This window comes from Arthrobacter sp. FX8, assembly GCF_026723805.1.
In the GTDB taxonomy this organism is placed as follows: Bacteria; Actinomycetota; Actinomycetes; order Actinomycetales; family Micrococcaceae; genus Arthrobacter.
This window is the reverse complement of sequence record NZ_CP113505.1, coordinates 3,378,969-3,400,593: the sequence shown is the minus strand read 5'-3', so window position 1 is coordinate 3,400,593 and position 21,625 is coordinate 3,378,969. Positions and strand designations below refer to the sequence as shown.

The window sequence follows — 21,625 nt, the reverse complement described above, 5'->3', positions numbered from 1 at the left end:
ACAGGGACCCACATTACTGAAACGAGACTGATGACGACCGCCCGCGCCCAGGGAGTGGGGTTCCGGTCCGAACGCGGACCCATCCTCATCGCACTGATGCTGTCCACGGGACTCGTGGCCATCGACTCCACCATCGTGGCCACGGCCGTGCCGTCGATCGTCCGTGACGTGGGCGGCTTTTCGTCCTTCCCCTGGCTGTTCTCCGCCTACCTGCTGGCGCAGGCAGTCACCGTACCCATCTACGGGAAACTTTCGGACATGGCGGGCCGCAAGCCCATCATCCTGACCGGCATTGGCCTGTTCCTGCTGGGCTCCGTGCTGTGCGGCTTCGCCTGGAGCATGCCGTCGCTGATCGCCTTCCGGGCCCTGCAGGGACTGGGCGCCGGCGCGGTGCTTCCGGTGTCCATCACCATCGCGGGCGACATCTACACGCTGCAGGAGCGCGCCAAGGTCCAGGGCTACCTGGCCAGCGTGTGGGCTGTTTCCTCGGTGGTTGGCCCCAGCCTGGGCGGCATTTTCTCCGCGCTGGGCATCTGGCGCGGCATCTTCCTGGTCAACGTCCCGCTCTGCCTGCTGGCCGGGTGGATGCTGGTCCGCACGCTCCACGAAAACGTGGAACGCGCCAAGCACAAGGTGGACTACGCCGGCGCCGTGCTCCTGGCCGGCTCCCTTGGCCTGCTGATCCTCGGCGCCCTCCAGGGCGGCCAGGCCTGGGCCTGGAATTCGCCCATCAGCATTGGCGTCTTCGTGGTGGGCGCAGTCCTGCTGGCCGCGTTCCTCCTGGTGGAGCGGCGCGCGGCCGAACCCATCCTGCCCTCCTGGGTGGTATCGCGGCGCCTGCTGGCCACTACCGCCCTGGTGTCCTTCGGGGTTGGCACGGTGATGATCGGCCTCACCTCCTACGTGCCCACCTTCCTGGAGGGAGCACTGTCTTCCTCGCCCCTGGTGGCCGGCCTGGCCCTGGCAGCCCTGACCCTCGGCTGGCCGCTCAGCGCTTCGCAGGCCGGCAGGTTCTACCTGCGCATCGGCTTCAAGTCCACGGCCCTGATCGGCATCGCCATTTCCGTGGCGGGCCTGCTGATCCTGTCGCTGACCGCCGGCGCCCCCAACGTTGCGCTGATCGCCGTCAGCTGCTTCGTCGTCGGGCTCGGCCTGGGCCTGCTGGCCACGCCAACCCTGATCGCCGCCCAGTCCAGCGTCCCCTGGGATGAACGCGGCGTGGTGACCAGCACCAACATGTTTGCCCGCTCCATCGGCAGTGCGCTGGGCGTGGCCGTGTTCGGTGCCGTGGCCAACGCCATCTACGGCCGCAGCAGCGGCGGCGAGGGGGACCCCGCCACCGTGGTGGCCGCGTCCGGGGCTGTGTTCCTGGCCGCGCTGGTGGCTGGGTTGCTGACCGTCGCGGCGGTGCTGGCCATGCCCGCCGTCAAGGCCGAAACAGCGGATCCTGCCGCAGAACCTGTGAAGGAACCTGTCGATCCGGAACCCGTGTCCAGCCCCGAAGGCGGCTCCAGCCATGGCCGCGCCGTCTAGCGGAATGCCGGCTGGCGCGATGCCCGCCGGGGGATGACTACCGGGAGGCTCGGAAGATCGACGGCGCGGGCCGGGCCCCGGTGGCAAGGTCGGCCAGGATCCGTCCGATGACGGGGGTGAACTTGAAGCCGTGCCCGGAGAAGCCGGCGCCGATCACGACAGGCCCCACCCGGTCCAGGATGAAGTCCTCGTCCGGGGTGGTGGTGTACGTGCAGCTGATGGCCTCGAGGTCATCGGGGTCGACGCCGGGCAGCCACTGCCGCGCGTAGTCCTGCAGCGCTGCCAGCTGCGTCGGTTCGGGCCGGAAGTCGCGGTGGTCCGGGTCCACCACGGGTCCCACCCCATGCCAGCCGGCCTTGATGCCCTCGCCCGGAGTCTGCATGCCATAGACAGGGGAGTACCAGCCCCGGTAGTCCGGGCCCGGATAGTGGTTGAAGCCGGGCCACACGGCGCCGGCGTCCGCCACCCGGAAATGCGCAGGCTGCTCCTGCGTCACCCGGAGGCGGGGTAGGCGGATCCCGCCAGCGTCCACGCCTGACGCGTTGCCGGAGAGAATATCCAGCAGCTTCCCGGTCCAGCCGCCTGCCGTCACCACTGCCTGCGCTGCCGTAACCACCTCGGTGCCCGCAGCCGATTCGAGCGTCAGCCGCACGCCGTCGTCGAGCACCACAAAGTCCACCACCTTGGTGTGGTGCCTGATCTCGGCGCCCCGGGCGGTGGCCAGCCGCTGGAAGGCGGGCAACGCGGCTTCCGGGTTGAGCTGGCCGCCGTCGGGCATGTGCAGGACCTGCTGGTCGAAGCGGATGCCGCGCCACCGTTCATGCGCCGCGGCAGGGTCCAGGAACTCGGCACGGATCCCGGCAGCGGTGAGGGCAGCCGAAACCTTTTGGAGGTCCCCGCCGGGGCCGTGGTTGACGATCCCGGTGCGCGCCAGCAGCTGTGTGCCGCTTTCCTGCTCCAGCTCGTCCCACAGGGCCAGCCCCTCGGCCAGCATGTCCACGTACTCGGGCCGGTGGTAGCCCGGGTTCAGGTTCCGTGTTGCCCCGTGGGATGCGCCGATCCTGTGCCCGGGACCGAACTGCTCCACCAGCGTTACCTGCCGGCCGCGCCGGGACAACGCCCACGCGGCGGCGGAGCCCATGGCGCCGCCGCCGATCACCACGGTGTCAAGAACAGTGTTCATCAGCCCTCCAAGCTGGGTGTGCGGTTCAACAGATTTACAGGCTTATGCCAACAAAAGCGCGACGCCGATCATCGCCGGCACTGCCACCACGGTGGTGATCAGCACGGTGTCCTTCGCCACGGTGAGCCCCGTCTGGTACCGGCTGGCGGCCACGAACACGTTCTGCGCGGTGGGCAGGGCCGACGTGACCACCACCGCGAACAAGGCATGGCCGTCCATCCCCAGCGCGAAGCGCGCGAAAACATAGGCAAGGGCCGGCTGGACCACCAGCTTGAAGCCGCTCGCCAGCAGGGTGTCCACGCGCCGCCCGGCCGAGGCCTGCAGCGGGCGGGTGCCGTTCAGGCTCATCCCGAAAGCGATCAGCATGGCGGGAATCGCCGCGCCGCCAATGAGGTGGATGGGTTCCATCACCAGCGCCGGAACCTGGAATCCGGTGCCGGCCACCAGCAGCCCCAGGCCGGAGCCCACAATCATGGGGTTCCGCAGGATCATCAGGAAGAAGCCCAGGGCAGTGGTGCGGTGCGTGCTGGTGCTCGAGTCAAGGATCATCAGGAACATCGGGGTGAAGAACGCCAGCTGGAAGATCAGCAGCGGGGCCACGTAGCTGGCGTCGCCCAAGACATATACCGCGATGGGAATACCCAGGTTCGCCGAGTTGGCCAGCGATGCTGACATGGCTGACATCAGCGATTCGGGGAGCGCCCGCTTCAGCCATAACCTGGCGACGGCGAAGAAGATGGCGGCGGTGGTGATGGCCGCCGCCGCGGTAACCAGCAGCGGTTCGGCGAACACTTCCTGCAGCCGGGCCTTGCTGAGGGTTTCGAAGAGCAGCGCCGGGCTGGCGACGAAGAAGGTGAGGCCGCTGAGTACGGGCCGGGCGTTGTCGCCCAGGATCCTCCGCCGGCCCACGAACCATCCCACCAGGATGATGCACCAGACCACGAAGAACCCGGCCAGCACCCCTAGCAAGGATCAGCCTTTTGGGCGCACTGGAGTAAAGGACCGGGTTGCACGCTCCGGTTACAGGGTGGCGTTGTTAAGCGCGAAAGGGGGCGCATCATCCCGGGGGTGAGGCCCTCTGCGGGATCGTTGCCCAGCTGGATCATCCGGTTGTTTTCATCCACATGGACCACGCGGGGCTCGTAGGCCTTGGCCTCTTCGGTGGTCATCTGGGCATAGGTGATGAGGATGACAATGTCGTTCTCGTGCATGAGATGCGCCGCTGCACCATTGATGCCGATCACGCCGGAGCCGCGCTCGCCGGCGATGGTGTAGGTCTCAAGCCGCGCGCCGTTGGTGACATCCACAATGGACACCAGCTCGCCGGGGAGGATGTCGGCGGCCTCGAGCAGGTCAAGGTCCACGGTGACCGACCCAACGTAGTGCAGGTCGGCGTGCGTGACGGTGGCCCGGTGGATTTTGGACTTGAACATTGTTCGATTCATAACGGCTCCAGTCTAGACCTGCGGCCTTCTGCCCGCAGTGACGCAGGAAACACAAGAGTCACGTACGCTGCTGCGCAGTGATGCCGGGGATCGCTGCGCAGGGTGCGCACCTGCGCAACGACGTGCTGTGTGGCGGCGCAGGGAAGGGTGCGTACGACGGCGGCCGGTCACCCGGCGTCGTCCCTCGCCACTGCGGCGGCGGCCGCAGCCAGGGTCTCCCGGGCGGCCAGGATGGCCGGGCGCTGGGCGCTGGAGCGGCGGACCGAGGTGAAGATGGTGCGGTGCGGCTTGCCGGGAAGCTCCAGCAGCTGGGCCGTGGTGCCGCGGCCGGTCCACACCAGGTCCGGCATCAGGGCCACGGCATTGCCGGACTCGATCAGGCGTGCCTGGGCCTGCAGGTCTGCGGTCTCAAAGCGGACATCGGGCTCGAAGCCGGCGCTGCGGCAGGCCTGTTCCGCCCAATGGCGCGACGCGGCACCCCTCGGTTCCATGACCCAGGCGAGGTGCGCCGTGTCCTCGATTCCGCGAATGGCCGGGCCGCCGTCGGACGCCGGGGGGACCGCCAGCCGGATGGCGTCGGTGGTCAGCTTTACCCGGTCCAGCTCCGGATAGCGCGGGGCGGCGTGCCCGGGGTATTGCTCGGCGATGACCAGGTCGAAGTCGCGCGCCCATGTCTCATGCAGCGCGGTCTCGGGCTCGCGCTGGATCATCTCGATCCGGACCTCGGGGTAGGCGGTGGCCATGCGGGTGAGGGTGTCCGGCATCAGGGCCAGCGCCGCGGACTGGAACACGGCAATCCGCACCGTCCCCGTGACTGTGGTCAGGGACGCGGCCAGGTCCGCTTCGGCCTGCTCCATGGTTTCCAGCAGCTGCGCCGTGTGCGCCACGAGCACCTCCGCCTGGGGTGTGAGCTGCACCCGCCGCCCGGTCTTCCGGAGCAGTTCCACGCCCACTTCCTTCTCCAGCAGGGCCAGCTGCTGGGATACCGACGACGGGCTGTACTGCAGTGCCTCAGCCACCTCTGCCAGCGTCCCCCGGATGCTTAACTCGCGGAGCAGCCGAAGCCTGCGGACGTCAAGCATGATGGATTCCTAACTGAAACTAATGAATATAGGTTAGAAGTAGTCACTTTATCTAACGCAACCGCGCACGCATACTGTTGAAACCGAGTTACCCCCGTCACAGCCAGTTTCCTTGGCGTGCCGCGGCGGGGTCGCACCCCAAGCAGGAGTTCCTGATGAGCAGTAAAGATATGAGCCAATCGATCATGCGGCGCAAGCCTATTGATGACATCGAAGAAGAAAACAAGCACAGCGGACTGTTCAAGTCCCTTGGCCTGTGGCAGCTCACCGCCATCGGCGTTGGCGGAATCATCGGCGTCGGCATCTTTTCCCTCGCGGGACTGGTGGCCGCCGGCAGCGAAGGAACACCCGGGGTGGGGCCCGCGGTGCTGATTTCCTTCCTGATCGCAGGCCTGGCCTCAGCGGCCGCAGCCCTGTCCTACGCGGAGTTCGCGGGCATGATCCCGCGCGCCGGCTCCGCCTACACCTATGGCTACGTAGCGCTCGGCGAGGTGATCGGCTGGTTCATCGGCTGGGACCTGCTGCTGGAATACATTGCCATTGTGGCGGTGGTGGCCATCGGCATCTCCGGCTACCTTGACGCCTTCCTCGCCGGCATCGGCATCCATTTGCCCACCTGGATGACCTCCACCGCAGACGAGGGCAAGGGCGGCATCGTCAACATTCCCGCCATCCTGGTCTGCCTGCTGGTGACCTGGATCCTCTCCCGCGGCACCAAGGCGTTCGGCCGGTTCGAACTCGTGGCCGTGGCCATCAAGGTCATCCTGATCCTCTTCATCATCGGGCTGGGCATCTTCTACATCGACACCAACAACTACAACCCGTTCATGCCCAGCGGCTTCGGTCCCGTGGTGGCAGGCTCCGCCACTGTCTTCTTCGCCGTGTTCGGCTACGACGCCATGAGCACCGCGGCAGAGGAAGCCAAGGACGGCAAGAAGCACATGCCCAAGGCCATCGTGCTTTCGCTCATCATCGCCATGCTGCTTTACGTTGCCGCCACCCTGGTCCTCACCGGCATGCAGAACTACAAGGACATCGACCCCAAGGCGGGCTTCGCCTCGGCCTTCACCTCCGTGGGGCTCCCGGTCATCGCCACCATCATCTCTGTGTTCGCCGTGCTGTCCATCCTCACCGTGATGCTGACGTTCCTCCTGGGCGTTACCCGTGTCTGGTTCTCCATGAGCCGCGACGGCCTGCTCCCCGGCTGGTTCTCCAAGACCGACCGCCACGGCACCCCGCAGCGCGTCACCTGGATCGGCGGCATCGCGTCCGCTTTCCTTGCCGGCGTGTTCCCCATCAAGGCGGTCGCTGACCTGACCAACATCGGCATCCTGGCCGCGTTCGTCGTCGTCTGCCTGTCCGTGATCATCTTCCGCTACAAGCGCCCCGACGCCCCCCGCACGTTCCGCCTGCCGCTGATGCCCCTGGTTCCGGCCTTCGGCGTCCTTGCCTCGGCCTTCCTGATGCTGCAGCTGCACTGGGAGACCTGGCTGCGGTTCGTGGTGTGGCTGATCATCGGCCTGGCCATCTACTTCGGCTACGGCCGCAAGCACTCGCTGATGAACCCCAACAGCCCGCGCCATGAGGAGCTCGTGGAGCTGCACCGCCCCCTCGCCTAGCCCACCTCCGGGACGCCCGCTCACATCCGGCGGGTTTTCCGGGAACCCCCGCTCACTTATGGGCGTCCCGCAGCGAACCCCGCTCACCCAGTGAGCGGGGGTTCGCTGTTTGTTGCCGGAAGTGAGCGGGCGTTGAGGTTTCGGGCGTCAAAGGTGAGCGGGCGTGCGGGGGCGGAACCAGGGCGGCAAATCATCGGTTTTCCTAACCTGTATTAGTTGGAAAAGATCGCTTTATCTTATGTGAGCAGAAGCTCATACTGATGGAAAGACCTTCTCCCACGGCAAGAAAGATCGGGAAAAATCATGACCCACGTTGCAATGGAACCAGCAACTTCAGCCGGTACCGCACCGCTGACCGTCGACGTCGACGTCCCCCAGGCAAAGGCCCTCGCCAATGAGTCAGTCGCCTTGGTCCGCCGCTGGCTCACCGAGGCCTCCAAGGTCCCCGTGGACGCCTCCGCCGAGCAGTTGGCCGGCGTGCTGAAGGACCCCAACGGCCTGGACTTCACCGTGGGCTTCGTGGACGGCGTGGTCCGTCCCGAGGACCTGAACGTGGCGGCCCGCAACCTGGCCAAGCTCGCCCCCAAGGTCCCGGCCTTCCTGCCCTGGTACATGCGCAGCGCCGTGGCCCTCGGCGGCACCATGGCCCCCGTCATGCCGCAGGTGGTCATCCCCATCGCCCGCAGGGTACTCCGTGAAATGGTGGGCCACCTGATCGTTGACGCCACCGACGCCAAGCTGGGCCCGGCCATCGCCAAGATCCGCAAGGACGGCATCAAGCTCAACGTCAACCTCCTCGGCGAGGCAGTCCTGGGGGAGCACGAGGCGTCCCGCCGGCTCGAGGGCACGCACACGCTGCTGGCCCGTCCCGACGTCGACTACGTTTCCATCAAGGTCTCCTCCACCGTGGCCCCGCACTCCGCCTGGGCGTTCGATGAAGCCGTGGAACACGTCGTCGAAAAGCTCACCCCGCTCTTCCAGCGCGCAAACTCCTTCGCCGGCCCGGGAAAGAAGGCCAAGTTCATCAACCTGGACATGGAGGAGTACAAGGACCTGGACATGACCATCGCGGTCTTCACCAGGATCCTGGACAAGCCCGAGTTCAAGGACCTCGAGGCCGGCATCGTGCTCCAGGCCTACCTCCCGGACGCACTCTCCGCCATGATCCGCCTGCAGGACTGGGCCGCCGAGCGCCGCGCCAAGGGCGGCGCCGGCATCAAGGTCCGCGTGGTCAAGGGTGCCAACCTGCCCATGGAGCAGGTGGAGGCCTCCCTGCATGACTGGCCGCTGGCCACCTGGGGCACCAAGCAGGACTCGGACACCAGCTACAAGCGGGTCATCAACTACGCGCTGCACCCGGACCGGATCCAGAACATCAGAATCGGCGTGGCCGGCCACAACCTGTTCGACATCGCCTTCGCCTGGCTCCTGGCCAAGCAGCGCGGCGTGGAGTCCGGCATCGAGTTCGAGATGCTGCTGGGCATGGCGCAGGGCCAGGCAGAGGCCGTCAAGAAGGACGTGGGCTCCCTGCTGCTCTACACCCCCGTGGTGCACCCCTCCGAGTTCGACGTCGCCATCGCCTACCTGATCCGCCGCCTGGAAGAAGGCGCCAGCCAGGAAAACTTCATGTCCGCCGTCTTCGAACTCAGCGAGAACGAAGGCCTCTTCGAGCGCGAAAAGCAGCGCTTCCTGTCCTCGCTCGACGCCCTGGACAACAGCGTGCCGCTGCCCAACCGCCGCCAGGACCGCAACCTCCCGCCGGAGCCCATGCCGCACGCCGGTTTCAAGAACACCCCGGACACCGATCCCGCGCTGCCGGCCAACCGCACCTGGGGCCGCGCCATCCTGGAACGCGTCCCGGCCTCCACCCTGGGCAACGCTTCGGTCAAGGCCGCGTTCATCAACGATGAAGCAACCCTCAAGGCGGCCATCGCCAACGCCGTGGAAAAGGGCAAGGCCTGGGGAGAACTCTCCGGCAACGAACGCGCCGAGATCCTGCACCGGGCCGGAGAGATTCTGGAAGCCCGCCGGGCCGACCTCCTGGAGGTCATGGCCAGCGAGACTGGCAAGACGATCGACCAGGGCGACCCCGAGGTCAGCGAAGCCGTGGACTTCGCCCACTACTACGCCGCGTCCGCGCGGAAGCTGGACACGGTCGACGGCGCCACGTTCGTCCCAGCCAGGCTCACCGTTGTCACGCCGCCCTGGAACTTCCCGGTCGCCATCCCCGCAGGGTCCACCCTCGCGGCACTCGCCGCCGGCTCCGCCGTCGTCATCAAGCCTGCCAAGCAGGCCGCACGCAGCGGCGCCGTGATGATCGAAGCCCTGTGGGAAGCCGGCGTGCCCAAGGGCGTGCTGACCATGGTGCAGCTGGGGGAGCGGGAACTGGGCCCGCAGCTGATCAGCCACCCGTCCGTGGACCGCGTGATCCTCACCGGCGGCTACGAAACCGCCGAGCTGTTCCGTTCCTTCCGCAAGGACTTGCCGCTGCTTGCTGAAACGAGCGGCAAGAATGCCATCATCGTCACGCCCAGCGCGGACCTGGACCTGGCGGCCAAGGATGTGGCCTACTCCGCGTTCGGCCATGCCGGCCAGAAGTGCTCCGCGGCCTCGCTGGTGATCCTTGTGGGCTCGGTTGCCAAGTCCAAGCGCTTCCACAACCAGCTGATTGACGCCGTGACGTCCCTGAAGGTGGGCTACCCGCAGGACCCCACCAGCCAGATGGGCCCCATCATCGAGCCCGCCAACGGCAAACTCCTCAACGCCCTGACCACCCTGGGCGACGGCGAGAACTGGGCCGTGGAACCGCGGAAGCTGGATGACACCGGGCGGCTGTGGAGCCCCGGCGTGCGGTACGGCGTCAAGCGCGGCTCCTACTTCCACCTGACCGAGTTCTTCGGCCCGGTCCTGGGTGTGATGACCGCTGACACGCTGGAAGAGGCCATCGCCATCCAGAACCAGATCGAGTACGGCCTCACCGCAGGCCTGCACTCGCTGAACTCCGAGGAGCTGGGCATCTGGCTGGACACCATCCAGGCCGGCAACCTCTATGTGAACCGCGGCATCACCGGCGCCATCGTGCAGCGCCAGCCGTTCGGCGGCTGGAAGAAGTCCGCCGTCGGAGCCGGAACCAAGGCCGGCGGCCCCAACTACCTGGCCGGGCTCGGCGATTGGGCGCCGGGAACGGCCTCGGCGAATGCCGCTGTCACCCACCCCGGCGTGCGGCGCATCGTCAACGCCGCCGGCCCCGCCCTGCAGCCCGCCGAGCTCGAATCCGTCCAGCGCGCACTGGCCTCCGACGCCGAAGCGTGGGCCGATGAGTTCGGCACCGCCAAGGACGTCTCCGGACTCAGCGCCGAGCGCAACATCTTCCGCTACCGGAGCCTGCCGGTCACCATCCGGCTCTCCGAAGGCGCGCCGCTGGCGCACCTCGTCCGGACTGTGGCGGCCGGCGTGCTGGCGGGTTCGGCAGTCACCGTGTCCACCGCCGTCGAACTTCCCGCCCAGCTGCGCTCCGTGCTCACCGCCCTTGATATCGACGTAGTGGTGGAGTCCGACGCCGGCTGGCTGGCTTCGGCGGCGGGCCTCGCCTCCGCGGGCAAACTGTCCGGTGCGCGCATCCGCCTGATCGGCGGCGACGCTTCCGCGCTCGCCGATGCGACCGGCGGCCGGCCGGACGTGGCCATCTATGCCCACGCCGTCACAGAGGCCGGGCGCGTGGAACTGCTTCCGTTCCTGCACGAGCAGGCCGTCAGCATCACGGCACACCGGTTCGGCACCCCGAACCACCTGTCGGACGCGCTGATCTGAGCCATTGAGGCTCTGATCCCTTGAAACCCGCGCGCCGGAGCCAGGCGCAAGGAATGGCCGGGCAGCCACCGAACGGTGGCTGCCCGGCCGTGTCTCTTTAGGGCCGTGTCTCTTTAGAGCAGTGTGTTTAGCCGGTCTCGCTAGCCCAGATACCAGCCCGGTGGTGTCCAGGTGGCCGGGACGCTGTGGGCCGAGAATTCCTCGCAGCGGGTGCAGGTGTACGCCACTTCGCCAAGAGTGGCTACGGTTCCGTCACGCCGGTAGGTGGGCGGAATGTACGATTCGAGGTAGACGAACTCGTCCGTACGGCATTTGTCGCAAGTGGGTTTTCCCACGTAGCCGGAGTCCACGGAGGCGTGTCCGGTTCCGAGGGTGTTCTGGCGGGTGGACGGCCGTGCGGTGTTGTACGGGCGCGCGTGCGCTGAACCGAGATGGATGTTCCTGGCTGTCGTCATTGGCTGCCTGTCCCAAGCGCGGCTTTCCGGCATGCGGATGCGCGCTTGTTTTAGTGAACCGGCCTGCTGCTTGACCTTGGTAATTGAGCATAGGGGATGGCACCTCCCCTATCAATGGACACGGGCCCCCTAACTCCCCTAAATGCAGGAATTTGTGCCGGTAGGGAGTTAAGTTTGGCGGTTAATGGTCCTTCCGACGATCGATTGGGTGAGGGCGTCGATCACCTCGGCGTTGGCCAACGGGTTGCGGATCAGCGTGAAATCCACATCCCCCACCGCCGGAAGATCGAACCGGCGCGTGATGATTTTCAGGTCCTTAGGCACCAGCGACGTCGGCATCACGGCCACGCCGATGCCGGCCCGGACTGCCGCAAGCACGCCGCTGATCTGGCGGGTGGTGCAGGTAATCCGCCAGGTCCTGCCATGGGCTTCCAGCGCATCGATGGCCAGCTTTCGGCTGAGGCTCGGGGAAGGGTAGGCGATCAAGGGCACGGGCGTCCCAGGCTCCAGCACCGTCTGCTCCAGCCCCACCCAGGAGAAGGAATCGTGCTGGACCACGGTGCCGTCCTTTGCGCCGGCAACCCATTTCACGAACACCAGGTCCAGCTGTCCGGCGTTGAGCTTCCGGTACAGCTGGTCGCTTTGCCCAACGGTCAGTTCCAGGTTGATCTGCGGGTAGATCTGCCGGAATTCACGCAGGATCCGGGGCAGCCCGGTGATGGCGAGGTCGTCCGCGGTGCCGAACCTCAGGCGGCCGCGCATTGCCGAGCCGGAGAAGTAGCGCGCGGCGGCGTCGTGCGCGGACAGGATGTTGCGGGCAAAACCCGCCATGGCGTCGCCGTTGTCCGTGAGCCTGACGTCCCGGGTATCCCGGGCAATCAGGCTGCGTTTGGCGGCCGCTTCAAGTTTTCGGATGTGCTGGCTGATGGTGGGCTGGGCCAGGCCCAGACGCTCGGCGGCCTTGGTGAAACTCAGGGTGTCCGCCACCGCGAGGAAGGAACGCAGCTGGGCTGGTTCAAACATTGTGGGTTCCCGGGCCTTCCACTCTGGATGGGTTATTGCGTTTCGCAATACGAGTTATAGGGACCATACGCCTCCATAATCTGCTCCGCCAGCCTAGCGTTAAGGACATCCCAGACCGCCCGCAATTTGAGGACACTCCTGTGGCACCCCCACCGCCTTCGTCGGCCTCCGTCTCCCAGCCAGTCATCGACGCCGCGGGCACACCGCCGCCGGACAACCAGACCCAGCCGCTCGCCGTCGTCGCCGAAAAGCTCCCCTGGAAGCACACCTTCATCTCGTTGAAAGTGCCCAACTTCCGGATCTTCGCCGTGGGCCACTTCATCGCCGTCATTGCCATCTGGATGCAGCGCATCGCCCAGGACTGGCTGGTGCTGCAGCTCTCGGGATCGGTGACGGCCGTCGGATTCACGGTGGCCCTGCAGTTCATGCCCTCCCTGCTGCTTGGCCCGTGGGGCGGCATGATCGCCGACCGGTTCGCCAAGCGGAAAATCCTCATCCTGTGCCAGGCTGTGGCCGCCATCCTGGCTGCATCACTGGCCCTGCTGGCCCTCACCGGCGTCATCATGGTCTGGCATGTCTATGTCATCGCCTGCGTCCTGGGCCTGGTGACCGTCCTTGACCAGCCCGCACGGCAGGTGTTCGTCAATGAACTCGTCGGCCCCAAGTATCTGCGGAACGCCATCAGCGTCAACTCCACCACCTTCCAGCTGGGCGGGCTGATCGGCCCTGCGATCGCGGGCCTGCTCCTGACGGCAGTAGGGGCGGGCTGGGCGTTCGCGGCGAACGCCCTGGCCTGCTGCTCAACGGTGACCATGCTCCTGCTCCTGCGCAAGGACCAGCTGTACGTCAGTGCCCCGACGCCCAAGAGCAAGGGCATGCTCCGGGAAGGGCTGCGCTACGCCCTGAGCAAGCCCACCATCTACTGGCCATGGCTCATGGCGGGGTTCATCTCGGTCTTCGCCATGAGCCTGCCGGTGCTGCTTGCCGCCTACGCGGACCACATCTTCCAGGTGGGCGCCGGCGGGTACGGACTCCTCAACGCCCTGGTGGCACTGGGTGCCCTGTCCGGCGCCGTGGCGTCCACCCGCCGTCGGCAGCTCCGCCTCCGGTCCGTGGTGTTCTGCGCGGGGATGTATGGCCTGATGCTCTGCCTCGCAACCCTCGCCCCGTCCATGGTGTGGTTCGGGGCCGTGATGGTCCTGTCAGGGTTCTGGTGCCTGATGTTCCTTACCGGCTCAAACCAGCTGGTGCAGGTCAGTTCCAACATGGCCATCCGCGGCCGCGTGATGAGCCTGTACATCATGGTGCTGATCGGGGGCCAGGCGCTGGGCGGCCCCATGCTGGGCTGGATCGCCGAACATGCCGATCCCCACGTTGCCCTGCTGGTATCCGGCGGTGTTCCCGCTCTGGCGGCCATGACGGTGGCGGTGGTCCTGGCGCGCAAGGGTGGATTGAAGCTCCGGATGGACCTGAAAGGCGGCCACCCGGTGAGGATCGTCAGCCGCCACGCAGGTGCCTAGGACTGCGCCAGCCGGTCCGCCATGTGAAGAACATGGTGCGGATACTCCGGGGAGCGCTCCTGGAACTGGAGCACGGCTTCATTGCGGATGACCCCGTCACGGATCTCGATGGCCCGCGCGATGGTGTCATTGCCTTCCCAGGCGTCAGGACCGGCCATCACGGTTTCGAGGAACGGCTGCAGGGCCTGGCTGATCTCCCAGCTGGAGGAGTTCCAGAGGTAGGAGGGGCTGTGGTCCACCGCGTAGTAGTTGATGTGGTCCCCGACCGTAAACATCGGATCGGCAAACGTAGTGGAGCGGGCCCAGCTGAATCCCATGCCCTCATCACAGGAGACATCGATGATGAGGCTGCCCGGGCGGAATCCCGCCAGGTCCTCTGGCCGCAGGTACGTCAGCGGGTTGTTGGGGTCCTGCAGCGTGCAGTTGACCACGATGTCGCTTTCGGCGAGGAACGGGGCCAGCGGAACCCGGCCCCGCTCGGTGATGACCTGGCTCAGGAAGGGGGCCTCGGCGTCGTGGTCAAACTGCACGATGTTCACCGAATGGATAGGGGCACCCACCGCAGCCACACCGCGGTTGGTGAGCACCTGGACGTCGTGGACGCCGTGCGCGTTCAGTGCCGTCACAGCCCCGCGGGCGGTGGCGCCGAAACCGATCACCACGGCACTGAGGCGGCGCCCGTAGTCCCCGGTGGAACCGGTCAGGGCCAGCGCGTGCAGGACCGAACAGTAGCCGGCAAGTTCGTTGTTCTTGTGGAACACGTGCAGGCCGAACCCACCGTCGCTGGCCCAGTGGTTCATCGCCTCAAAGGCGATGAGGGTGAGCTTCTTGTCAATGGCGAGTTGGGTGATGGCACGGTCCTGGACGCAGTGCGGCCACCCCCAGAGGACCTGCCCCTCGCGCATGTCGGCAAGGTCTTCCGGCTGGGGTTTGGGCAGGAGCACGACGTCGGCCGCGGCCAGCAGTTCTTCCCTGTCCGCCATTCTTCCCACCAAGGTGGAGAGGTGGTTGTCCGGAACACCGAAGCGCTCGCCGTAGCCCTGTTCCAGGATGATGCGTCCGCGGAGTTCGGGGTCGATCCGCTCAAAATGCAGGGGATGGATGGGAACCCGGCGCTCGTCCGGTTTCCGCGTAGCGGCCAGGACGCCCAGGCTCAGCTGGGCCTGTTGGCCTGTCACTTCTTCTTAGCGGCCTTGCTGGATGTGATGTCCAGGGAGCTGGCCGGCGCAGCGGCGGCCTTCTTGTCTGCGCGCTTTTCCTTGAGGGACTTGCCGGACTTTTTGATGCCGTTTGACGCGGGGACTTGTCAGCCATGATTGCTCCTGTAGCGGAACCGAAAAGGTTCCTGACTACCGACCCTACACCCCTGTACCTAATACGCGCCGGGGGGTTGCAAAGCTGTGGGAAGAGGGAAAACAGAGCGGCTGACGGGAATCGAACCCGCGTATCAAGCTTGGGAAGCTAGCGCTCTACCATTGAGCTACAGCCGCATGCCGCCACTCGCGCGGGGCAGAACTTAGCTTAGCGCAGATCTGCGGGCTCCCCGCCAACCCCGAAGCTGTGCGGGTTCCGTGTCCTGAACGCGGGACGTCATCCAGTAACTCTTCAATAACGTCGGCGCTGTCGGCTGGGTCTGGGCGCCGGGCGCTGGCTAACCTGATCCGGGTAGCGGCCGCGTTGGGGGAGGCAGCTATTGCGGCAGCCCACGTCAACCACAGGAACTATCTTCATGGCAATCGCAGAGTACGAGGTCCTCATAGAACGCGACGCCATGGCCGTCTACCAGTACCTCCTCGACGCCACCAATCTTCCCTCCTGGCGCAACGATGTCCGCAGCGTGAAGCTCGTGCAGGGGCCGGCCGAGGCCGCGGGGGCTGTCTACCGGAAAATGGTGGCGGGCCGTTCGGGCCTGAGCATTCCCGCGGACCTGGAAATCACCAACGTGCGCCCCGGCGCAGAAATCCAGTTCCACGTTGTGTCCGGGCCGGCAACCCGCTGGGGCGGCTATTACCTAAGCACCGAAGACGCGGGAACCCGGGTCCGGTTCGCCATGGAAGCCAAACGCGAGGGGCGCCTCGGTTTCTTCAGCAGGTTCGGCTTCCTGGACGGTATGCTGCAGCGCCGTGTCAGCGCGGATGTGGCCCAACTGGACCGGCTGAAGCACGTGCTGGAGCTCCAACCGGCCATCTGAGCCCATGCCGGCAGTCCCGGCCTACTGGGCCAGCCGCTGCCCGGTCCAGGGTCCGGCAAGGTTCGACGGCGAGGCAAGGCTTCCCGCGGTCAGGTCCCAGTACTGCACGGTGTCGTTGGCGCGGCGGAGCGCCACGCCCGTGGAGTTCAGCCCAGTGACGTTGCGCAGCGCCCGGATTCCCGTAACGTCCGTCCAGCCGGTGGCCACGGTGGGCCGCGTCTCTGCACGTAGTGCGGTGGTGCCCCACCCGCGGTAGAGCTGCACGCTGCCGTCCGCTTTCAGCGCCAGCACGTCCTGGAAGCCATCGGCGTCATAGTCCACCATCGAAAGCCGGGAAGCGTAAACACCGGTGGCAACGGTGGCCCGCTCCGCGATGTCGCCGGTGCCCTTGTTGGCGTAGAGGAACAGGTTCCCGGCCCCGTCCAGGGCCAGGATCTGGGGCATCCGGTTGTTGGCGCACCAGCCGCCCACGGCCAGGGTCAGCGTGTTCCAGCCGCCCTTACCGAGAGTGATGGCGGCCTGGAACCCACCCCCGGCGATGCCCCGGTGCAGTGTGAGGTCGCCGCCGGTCCACTGGGTGAGGACGTCATATGTGCCGTCACGGTCCCAGTCCGTGACAAAGACTTCCTTCGCTCCGCTGAACCCTGCGCCGATCACCCTGGCCGGAGCATAGGTGCGGGGTCCGGTGGATGCCCTGTCCAGCAGCTGCCCTGCGGAGTCGACGGACACGATGTCGGCCGGGCCTGTGATCGCGGCGGCGGCGAGATTAAGCGTGGGCGGCATGTGCTTGGCGGGTGCATCGCACAGGCTAGGCGCCGGCGGCGGGAAAGCGTCCCCTGATCCCCGGCCGCCCGGGGAATCCAGGGTCCCCGCCGGCAGCGTGGTGTAGCCGAAGAAGTTCACCACGCCCCAGATCTGGTAGGTGGAGTTGGTGTAGGAAATGCCGGCACCCATCACGTTGAACCGTGGATCGAGGAGCATGGCGTTGTGGCCCGGCGACCCCTTCCACCATTCCACCAGCTGGGCGGCGTCGCGGTCGGTACGGATGGCGATCACCTCGCCGGCGCCGTTGTTGGGGCTGAGGGCGCGGGGATCGGTCCAGAAACTTGCCCGGTGCTCGATCACGTCACGGCCGGCGATGCTGTCCGACCATTCCTGCGACATGCCCGCCACCGTGGGGTGGTACTTGACCTTGTTCAGGCCGTTGGCCACCCGGTATTCGTTGATCCTGGTGAACACGGTGAGGATGGCTGCAGCATTCGAGTCCGGGACCAGTGCCTCCGTGGAGGGAAGCGCGGTGCCGGACTCAGGGGTGGCCAGCCGGGTGGCCGGCGGCGAAGCCAGTTCCTGGTCCGGCGCCCACAACGGAGGGATGGACACCGTCTGGGCTGCGGACTCCGCCGGAACGGCAGTTGGTGATGCCACCGGTGACGTTTCCGTGGAGGGCACAAGCGCAGTTGTTGCAGGAGCGGCTGTCACGGGCGCGGACGCCGCAGTTGGCGTGGCTGTGGCCGCCGGCAGGGGCGAGGCCACCCGGATGTCCGGGTCCACGGCAGGGGTGAGGCGTCCTGCGGAACCGCCACCATCGACGGATGTTCCGCCCCGAACCACGGGAGCCGCCAGCGAGATGCCAGCCGAATCCGCCTGGCTGAACGGCAGCGGCGCGGGAGGCGCTGCTGCCGACGAAGAGACCAGTGCCCACGCACAGAGCACGCCAATGAAAGAGGGTGCCACCAATTTATTCACAAACATCCCCAGCCCTGTTACGCCATCCGGGAGACCATTCCGGCGGCTTTCATTCGCAACATTAGCCCCACAAGGCCACAGCAACAACGGGAAAGTGCGGCTGTGGATAACCGATACGGTAATTTGGGACGGTGCTGATCTCTGACCGCGACATTCGTGCCGAAATTGATTCCCAGCGGATCGTGCTGGAACCGTTCGATCCTGCGATGGTCCAGCCGTCGTCCGTGGATGTCCGGATCGACAAGTTCTTCCGCCTGTTCGACAACCACAAGTACGCGCACATCGATCCCGCGCAGGAGCAGCCTGAGCTGACGAGGTTGGTGGAAGTGGAGCAGGACGAGGCCTTTATCCTGCACCCGGGGAGTTCGTCCTGGGTTCCACCTATGAAACCGTGACGCTGCCCGACGACATCGCGGCCCGCCTGGAAGGCAAATCATCCCTGGGCCGCCTGGGCCTGCTCACGCACTCCACCGCAGGTTTCATCGACCCCGGATTTTCCGGCCACGTCACCCTGGAGCTGTCCAACATGGCCACGCTGCCCATCAAGCTGTGGCCGGGGATGAAGATCGGGCAGTTGTGCTTCTTCCGGCTCAGCTCGGCCGCGGAATACCCCTACGGCCAGGGCGAATACGGCAACCGGTACCAGGGCCAGCGCGGCCCGACCGCAAGCCGCAGCCACCTCAACTTCCACCGCACCAGCATTTAGCCGCACCAGCGTTCAGCTGCGGCAGTGTCCGGCAGAACCGGCACGGCCGCCGGCGCGCCCCCAACGCCTAGAGCTGCGGGGCGACGGCCGGCCTCCGGATAAACGGCCTGGCCAGCGGTTCCACGTAACGTGCGGCCAGCGGGCCCAGCACCGCCATCAGCAGCACGTAGGCCGTAGCCAGCGCCGCCAGCTCGCGCGGGACCACTCCCGATGCAACGGCCAGGCCGGCGATCACGATGGAGAATTCGCCGCGGGCCACGAGCGCGGCGCCGGCGCGGAACCGGCCGGGCCTGGCGATGCCGGCGCGTTTGGCGGCCCAAATCCCGGTGGCCATCTTGGTGGCGGTGGTGGCCGCAGCAAGTACCAGGGCCCAGCCAAGGACCGGGGGAATGGATGACGGGTCCGTGTTGAGTCCGAACGCCACAAAGAAGATGGCGGCAAACAGGTCGCGCAGGGGTTCAAGGATCCGGGTGGCGTTGTGGGCCGTGGAACCCGAGATCGCGATGCCCAGCATGAAGGCCCCCACCGCGGCGGAGACCTGCATTGCCGATGCCGCCCCCGCCACCAGCAGGGCGGCCCCCAGGACGTTGAGCAGGAAGACCTCGGAATTCTCGCTGTGCACTGCCTTGGAAACATGGTGCCCGTGCCGCAGCGCCACCATGAGGACCATGGTGACCACCGCCAGGGCGATGCCCACCGCGGTGAGCCCGCCCAGGAAACTTACTCCCGCGAGCGTTGCCGTGAGGATGGGCAGGTAGACGGCCATGGCCAGGTCCTCGAACACCAGGATGGACAGCACCACTGGTGTCTCGCGGTTTCCCAGCCGGCCGAGGTCGGTGATGACCTTGGCGGCGATGCCGGATGAGGATATGTACGTGACGCCGCCCATGACCATGGCGCCCACGCCGCCCCAGCCCAGGAGCAGGGCCAGTCCCGCGCCGGGCAGGAAGTTAAGGACCAGGTCCAGGACGCCGGCCTGCCACGAGCGCCGCAGGCCGGTGAAGAGCTCAGACGCCGTATATTCCAGTCCGAGCATAAGCAGCAGCAGGATGACGCCGATCTCGCCGGAGAGATGCGCGAACTCGTGCATGCCTTCCAGCTTGACGATGCCGCCCGCACCAAAAGCCAATCCGCCCAGCAGGTAGAGCGGGATGGGCGACATTCCGATCCGTCCGGCCAGCCTGGCCAACAGCCCCAGGCAGAACACAACGGCCCCCAGTTCAATGAGGGTCAGGGCCAACGGGTCCATAGGGCTTAGCCGTGGCGCAGGATATCGGCCGCTGAGTCGAGGCCTTCCTGGGTACCCACAGCCACCAGCAGGTCGCCGGGGTGCAGCACGACGTCGGGACCCGGCGACGGCAGCACCTCGCCCTCGCGCATGATGGCCACGATCGACACGCCGCAGCGGGTGCGGATGCAGGCCTTGCCCATGGGCTGGTTCTGGAACGGGGAGTCCGCGGCGATGGAGAACTGCCGGGTGACAATCCCGGGAACGTCCTTGTGCTCTTCCGCGAGCTTCATTGCCAGGTGCGTGCCGCCGAGGAGGTTGCCCAGGGTGGCGGCTTCGTCGCTGGTGAGCGGAATGGAAGCCTGGCAGGTGTCGGGGTCGTCCCAGGTGGAAACGATGAGTTCCGTCTGGCCTTCCCGCCGCTCCACGACACCGATGCGGCGTCCGGAGGCGGTCATGAAATCCTTCCGGCGGCCCAGGCCGGGAAGGTTGGTTTCGTCCACGTTCATAGGTCAAGCCTAGTCTGCCTGGCAACACTTGGCCGGGGCCTGGAACGTTGCCCGGAAGGTGTTTTCAGGCGGCGGGGACCACGGCGATGGGTGCCTTGGCCGGCGACTTCACCGGCAGCAGCACCAGGAGCCCTGCCAGGAGGACCACCATGATGCCCAGGATCCCCCACCGCTGTGCCTGCCCGGCCGGCACCAGGGGGTGGCCACGGTGATGCAGAGGGTGAACAGCGCCGGCGCCAGGAAGCTGACGGCCCGTCCGGTGGTGGCGTAGAGGCCGAACAGCTCCCCGGATTCGCCGTGCGGCGCGAGCCGGGCCAGGTATGCGCGGGATGAGGACTGGGCAGGCCCGACGAACAGGCAGAGGAAGAGCCCGAATACCCAGAACGTGGTGGTCCCGGCCCACTGCATGCCGAAGAAGACATAGTCCCCGTTGCCCAGGGCCAGGATCGCCGACCCGGCGACCAGGAGGCCTGCCAGGGACCCGGCGATGACAGCCTTGGGGCCCACCTTGTCGTCCAGGAATCCGCCAATGACCGCCCCGACGGCAGCCACCACGTTTCCGAAAATGGCGAAGAAAATCACCTGGGACAGGGCAAAGCCGAAGGTACCGGCAGCGATGATGCCGCCAAACGTGAAGACGGCGGCCAGTCCGTCACGGAACACGGCACTGGCCAGCAGGAAGTAGATGGTGTGCGGGCTGGTGGCATAGATCGCCTTGATGCGCCGGAACAGCAGTCCGTAGCTGGCAAAAAAACCCAGGCGGCCCGCCTGGGCGGACCGGGGCAGTTCGGGGACGGCAAACAGGACGGGGAGGGCGAAGACGAAGAACCACAGGGCGGAGAAGACGGCAACGAGCCTGATGTTGAGGCTGTCCCGGGTGGACGCGCCGAACCAGTCAAAGGCCGGCTGGACGAACAGCTGCAGGACGATCAGGAGTGCCACGATGCCGCCAAGATAGCCGGCTGCCCAACCCAGGCCGCTGACCTTTCCGATGTTTTGCGGCGTGGAGACCTGGGCCAGCATGGCGTTGTAGTTCACGCCTGCAAATTCAAAGAACACGTTGCCCAGGGCGATCAGCGATACCCCGAGGAGCAGGAATTCCGGGCGGGGGAATACGAAGAAGCACAGGGCCGTCAGGATGGCGACGGCGGCCGAATTGACTCCCAGCCACAGCTTCCGCCGGCCCCCGCGTCCGAACGCTGGCCCGTGACGGGCGCCAGCAGGGCGATGGCGAACCCGGCAACGGCAAGTGCGGCGCCCAGGACCGCAGAGGCACTGTCCTCGCCGCCGAAAGCCTTGGACGTCAGGTAGACGGTGAAGACAAAGGTGGTCATCACTGCGTTGAAGGCCGCCGAGCCCCAGTCCCAGGAAGCCCAGGCCAGTACGCGGCCCTTGCTGGAGTTCCGGGTTCCGGCTTCGAGTTCCGAGGCAGGCTGCATTGCTCCCGGAGCGCTGGCGCTGTTCATACGATGCATCGTATCCGCCGGTGGCGAACACCCTTGGGACCACGGGCCTTTGACGGCGGGGTTCCGCCGTCGGTGGCGCCGCTGACGGGGGAAGACACCCGACGGGCCT

General features: G+C 66.6%; 15 protein-coding genes, 1 tRNA gene and 2 pseudogenes. 6 read left to right on the top strand and 12 right to left on the bottom strand.

Features of this window, described 5'->3' with window-relative positions:
- The first annotated feature begins 30 nt into the window (after positions 1 to 30).
- On the top strand, positions 31 to 1,533 hold the full coding sequence (locus OUO20_RS15910) for an MFS transporter (protein WP_268002130.1): 1,503 nt from the start codon (positions 31 to 33) through the stop codon (positions 1,531 to 1,533).
- Between the two features lie 37 nt (positions 1,534 to 1,570).
- On the opposite strand, the gene OUO20_RS15905 is transcribed toward OUO20_RS15910, so the two are convergent.
- From OUO20_RS15905 to OUO20_RS15890, 4 genes are all read right to left on the bottom strand, one after another.
- Positions 1,571 to 2,716 carry an FAD-dependent oxidoreductase gene (locus OUO20_RS15905; RefSeq protein ID WP_268002129.1) on the bottom strand — a complete coding sequence of 382 codons (1,146 nt, stop codon included), beginning with the start codon at positions 2,714 to 2,716 and terminating at the stop codon, positions 1,571 to 1,573.
- A 42-nt stretch (positions 2,717 to 2,758) separates the two neighbouring features.
- Positions 2,759 to 3,685 carry an AEC family transporter gene (locus OUO20_RS15900; protein ID WP_056391946.1) on the bottom strand — a complete coding sequence of 309 codons (927 nt, stop codon included), beginning with the start codon at positions 3,683 to 3,685 and terminating at the stop codon, positions 2,759 to 2,761.
- A complete protein-coding gene (gene panD / locus OUO20_RS15895) occupies positions 3,679 to 4,161 on the bottom strand; it encodes an aspartate 1-decarboxylase (RefSeq protein ID WP_268002128.1) in 483 nt (160 codons plus the stop codon). Before panD ends, OUO20_RS15900 begins: the two co-directional genes overlap by 7 nt.
- 167 nt (positions 4,162 to 4,328) lie before the next feature.
- Positions 4,329 to 5,243, bottom strand: coding sequence for a LysR substrate-binding domain-containing protein (locus OUO20_RS15890; protein WP_018769957.1), 915 nt, complete (start codon positions 5,241 to 5,243; stop codon positions 4,329 to 4,331).
- A gap of 155 nt (positions 5,244 to 5,398) precedes the next feature.
- Between OUO20_RS15890 and OUO20_RS15885 the strand changes: the two genes are divergently transcribed.
- Together OUO20_RS15885 and OUO20_RS15880 are read left to right on the top strand one after the other, a co-directional pair.
- A complete protein-coding gene (locus OUO20_RS15885; RefSeq protein WP_026265879.1) occupies positions 5,399 to 6,862 on the top strand; it encodes an amino acid permease in 1,464 nt (487 codons plus the stop codon).
- Between the two features lie 303 nt (positions 6,863 to 7,165).
- Positions 7,166 to 10,672 (top strand): bifunctional proline dehydrogenase/L-glutamate gamma-semialdehyde dehydrogenase, encoded by a 3,507-nt coding sequence (locus tag OUO20_RS15880; RefSeq protein WP_268002127.1) that lies wholly within the window; start codon positions 7,166 to 7,168, stop codon positions 10,670 to 10,672.
- Between the two features lie 140 nt (positions 10,673 to 10,812).
- Here the strand turns inward: OUO20_RS15880 and OUO20_RS15875 are convergent, their stop codons facing one another.
- Positions 10,813 to 11,127 (bottom strand): hypothetical protein, encoded by a 315-nt coding sequence (locus OUO20_RS15875; protein WP_018769960.1) that lies wholly within the window; start codon positions 11,125 to 11,127, stop codon positions 10,813 to 10,815.
- 168 nt (positions 11,128 to 11,295) lie between these two features.
- Entirely contained in the window at positions 11,296 to 12,150 is an 855-nt protein-coding gene (locus OUO20_RS15870) for a LysR substrate-binding domain-containing protein (RefSeq protein WP_268002126.1), read from the bottom strand.
- Positions 12,151 to 12,290: 140 nt separating this feature from the next.
- Between OUO20_RS15870 and OUO20_RS15865 the strand changes: the two genes are divergently transcribed.
- A complete protein-coding gene (locus OUO20_RS15865) occupies positions 12,291 to 13,670 on the top strand; it encodes an MFS transporter (protein WP_018769962.1) in 1,380 nt (459 codons plus the stop codon).
- Here the strand turns inward: OUO20_RS15865 and OUO20_RS15860 are convergent.
- On the bottom strand, positions 13,667 to 14,848 hold the full coding sequence (locus OUO20_RS15860; RefSeq protein WP_268002125.1) for a N(5)-(carboxyethyl)ornithine synthase: 1,182 nt from the start codon (positions 14,846 to 14,848) through the stop codon (positions 13,667 to 13,669). The genes OUO20_RS15865 and OUO20_RS15860 overlap by 4 nt on opposite strands.
- A 241-nt stretch (positions 14,849 to 15,089) precedes the next feature.
- A tRNA-Gly gene (locus OUO20_RS15855) sits at positions 15,090 to 15,160 on the bottom strand.
- A gap of 239 nt (positions 15,161 to 15,399) precedes the next feature.
- On the opposite strand from OUO20_RS15855, the gene OUO20_RS15850 reads away from it, so the two are divergent.
- On the top strand, positions 15,400 to 15,861 hold the full coding sequence (locus tag OUO20_RS15850; RefSeq protein WP_056391937.1) for an SRPBCC family protein: 462 nt from the start codon (positions 15,400 to 15,402) through the stop codon (positions 15,859 to 15,861).
- A gap of 21 nt (positions 15,862 to 15,882) precedes the next feature.
- On the opposite strand, the gene OUO20_RS15845 is transcribed toward OUO20_RS15850, so the two are convergent.
- Complete coding sequence (locus OUO20_RS15845; RefSeq protein ID WP_268002124.1) at positions 15,883 to 17,613, bottom strand: CAP domain-containing protein; 1,731 nt, start codon at positions 17,611 to 17,613, stop codon at positions 15,883 to 15,885.
- A 125-nt stretch (positions 17,614 to 17,738) separates the two neighbouring features.
- On the opposite strand from OUO20_RS15845, the pseudogene dcd reads away from it, so the two are divergent.
- Positions 17,739 to 18,313, top strand: a pseudogene (gene dcd, locus OUO20_RS15840) (dCTP deaminase).
- Between the two features lie 67 nt (positions 18,314 to 18,380).
- Here the strand turns inward: dcd and OUO20_RS15835 are convergent.
- From OUO20_RS15835 to OUO20_RS15825, 3 genes and pseudogenes are all read right to left on the bottom strand, one after another.
- Positions 18,381 to 19,562, bottom strand: coding sequence for a cation:proton antiporter (locus OUO20_RS15835; protein ID WP_026265881.1), 1,182 nt, complete (start codon positions 19,560 to 19,562; stop codon positions 18,381 to 18,383).
- A gap of 5 nt (positions 19,563 to 19,567) precedes the next feature.
- Positions 19,568 to 20,050, bottom strand: coding sequence for a cation:proton antiporter regulatory subunit (locus OUO20_RS15830; protein WP_018769969.1), 483 nt, complete (start codon positions 20,048 to 20,050; stop codon positions 19,568 to 19,570).
- Positions 20,051 to 20,114: 64 nt separating this feature from the next.
- Positions 20,115 to 21,516: pseudogene (locus OUO20_RS15825) on the bottom strand (MFS transporter).
- Between the last annotated feature and the right edge of the window lie 109 nt (positions 21,517 to 21,625).